Annotated in this window: 1 rRNA gene (running past one end of the window); it reads left to right on the forward strand. The window is 56.0% G+C overall.

The features are described from left to right. Nucleotides 1-2,581, forward strand: a 23S ribosomal RNA gene (locus tag CHC09_RS44720); it begins 493 nt to the left of the window's first position. Nucleotides 2,582-2,628 lie beyond the last annotated feature (47 nt).

Genomic DNA, 2,628 nt, shown 5'->3' on the forward strand with positions numbered 1-2,628 from the left:
CAGGACCACCTGGTAAGGCTGAATACTTCCTGGTGACCGATAGCGGACAAGTACCGTGAGGGAATGGTGAAAAGTACCCCGGGAGGGGAGTGAAATAGTACCTGAAACCGTTCGCCTACAATCCGTCGGAGCCTTTAGGGGTGACGGCGTGCCTTTTGAAGAATGAGCCTGCGAGTTAGTGGCATGTGGCGAGGTTAACCCGTGTGGGGTAGCCGTAGCGAAAGCGAGTCTGAATAGGGCGTTTTTAGTCGCATGTTCTAGACCCGAAGCGGGGTGATCTAGCCATGGGCAGGTTGAAGCGTGGGTAAGACTACGTGGAGGACCGAACCCACCAACGTTGAAAAGTTGGGGGATGACCTGTGGTTAGGGGTGAAAGGCCAATCAAACTCCGTGATAGCTGGTTCTCCCCGAAATGCATTTAGGTGCAGCGTCGCGTGTTTCTTGCCGGAGGTAGAGCACTGGATGGTCTAGGGGGCCCACAAGCTTACTGAAATCAGCCAAACTCCGAATGCCGGTAAGTGAGAGCGCGGCAGTGAGACTGCGGGGGATAAGCTTCGTAGTCGAGAGGGAAACAGCCCAGATCGCCAGCTAAGGCCCCTAAGCGTGTGCTAAGTGGAAAAGGATGTGGGATCGCATGGACAACCAGGAGGTTGGCTTAGAAGCAGCCATCCTTTAAAGAGTGCGTAATAGCTCACTGGTCAAGTGGTTCTGCGCCGACAATGTAGCGGGGCTCAAGCACACCGCCGAAGCTGTGGCATTCACACTTGTGTGGATGGGTAGGGGAGCGTCGTGCAGCGGGTGAAGCGGCGGAGTGATCCAGCCGTGGACGCTGTACGAGTGAGAATGCAGGCATGAGTAGCGAATGAAGGGTGAGAACCCCTTCCGCCGGATGACCAAGGGTTCCAGGGCCAGGCTAATCCGCCCTGGGTGAGTCGGGGCCTAAGGCGAGGCCGAGAGGCGTAGTCGATGGATAACGGGTTGATATTCCCGTACCCGCAAAGAAGCGCCCAAGACGAACCTCATAGTACTAACTACTTGATCAATTCAATGGCTTCGGCCGGCGATGCGGGAGACTAGGACCTCTGTGGGTAGTAGTTTAGCGATGGGGTGACGCAGGAAGGTAGATGAGCCCGGCCGGTGGTTGTGCCGGGGTAAGCGTGTAGGCCGTACCGTAGGCAAATCCGCGGTGCATGTAGGCTGAGACGTGATGCCGAGCCGTTCTGGTGAAGTCATTGATCCTATGCTGCCGAGAAAAGCCTCTAGCGATGTTTCGAGCGGCCCGTACCCTAAACCGACACAGGTGGTCAGGTAGAGAATACCGAGGCGACGGGTGAACTGTGGTTAAGGAACTCGGCAAATTGCCCCCGTAACTTAGGGAGAAGGGGGGCCGGACGCGTGAAGCCCCTTGCGGGTGGAGCGTGGTATGGCCGCAGAGAGCAGGGGGAAGCGACTGTTTACTAAAAACACAGGTCCATGCCAAGTCGTAAGACGATGTATATGGACTGACGCCTGCCCGGTGCTGGAACGTTAAGGGGACCTGTTAGCTCTTCGGGGCGAAGCGGAGAACTTAAGCGCCAGTAAACGGCGGTGGTAACTATAACCATCCTAAGGTAGCGAAATTCCTTGTCGGGTAAGTTCCGACCTGCACGAATGGCGTAACGACTTCCCCACTGTCTCAACCACAGGCCCGGCGAAATTGCAGTACGAGTAAAGATGCTCGTTACGCGCGGCAGGACGGAAAGACCCCGGGACCTTTACTATAGCTTGACATTGGTATCTGAATTCGATTGTGTAGGATAGGTGGGAGACTGTGAAGCTCGGACGCCAGTTCGGGTGGAGTCATTGTTGAAATACCACTCTGTTGGGTTTGGGTATCTAACTTGCGGCCCTGATCGGGTCGAGGGACAGTGTCTGGTGGGTAGTTTAACTGGGGCGGTTGCCTCCTAAAGGGTAACGGAGGCGCCCAAAGGTTCCCTCAGCCTGGTTGGCAATCAGGTGTTGAGTGTAAGTGCACAAGGGAGCTTGACTGTGAGACTGACGGGTCGAGCAGGGACGAAAGTCGGGACTAGTGATCCGGCACTTGCGTGTGGAAGCGGTGTCGCTCAACGGATAAAAGGTACCCCGGGGATAACAGGCTGATCTTCCCCAAGAGTCCATATCGACGGGATGGTTTGGCACCTCGATGTCGGCTCGTCGCATCCTGGGGCTGTAGCAGGTCCCAAGGGTTGGGCTGTTCGCCCATTAAAGCGGTACGCGAGCTGGGTTTAGAACGTCGTGAGACAGTTCGGTCCCTATCCGCCGTGCGCGTTGGATACTTGAGAAGGGCTGTCCCTAGTACGAGAGGACCGGGACGGACGAACCTCTGGTGTGCCAGTTGTTCCGCCAGGAGCATGGCTGGTTGGCTACGTTCGGAAGGGATAACCGCTGAAAGCATCTAAGCGGGAAGCTCGCTTCGAGATGAGGTATCCCACCACCTTGAGTGGGTAAGGCTCCCAGCTAGACTACTGGGTTGATAGGCCGGAGATGTAAGCACGGTAACGTGTTGAGTTGACCGGTACTAATAGGCCGAGGGCTTAACCACCCTAAACATTTTACTTGCGTCCACTGTGTGATTCACAGCAAACGAAC

This window comes from Actinoplanes regularis (assembly GCF_900188005.1).
GTDB lineage: Bacteria > Actinomycetota > Actinomycetes > Mycobacteriales > Micromonosporaceae > Actinoplanes > Actinoplanes regularis.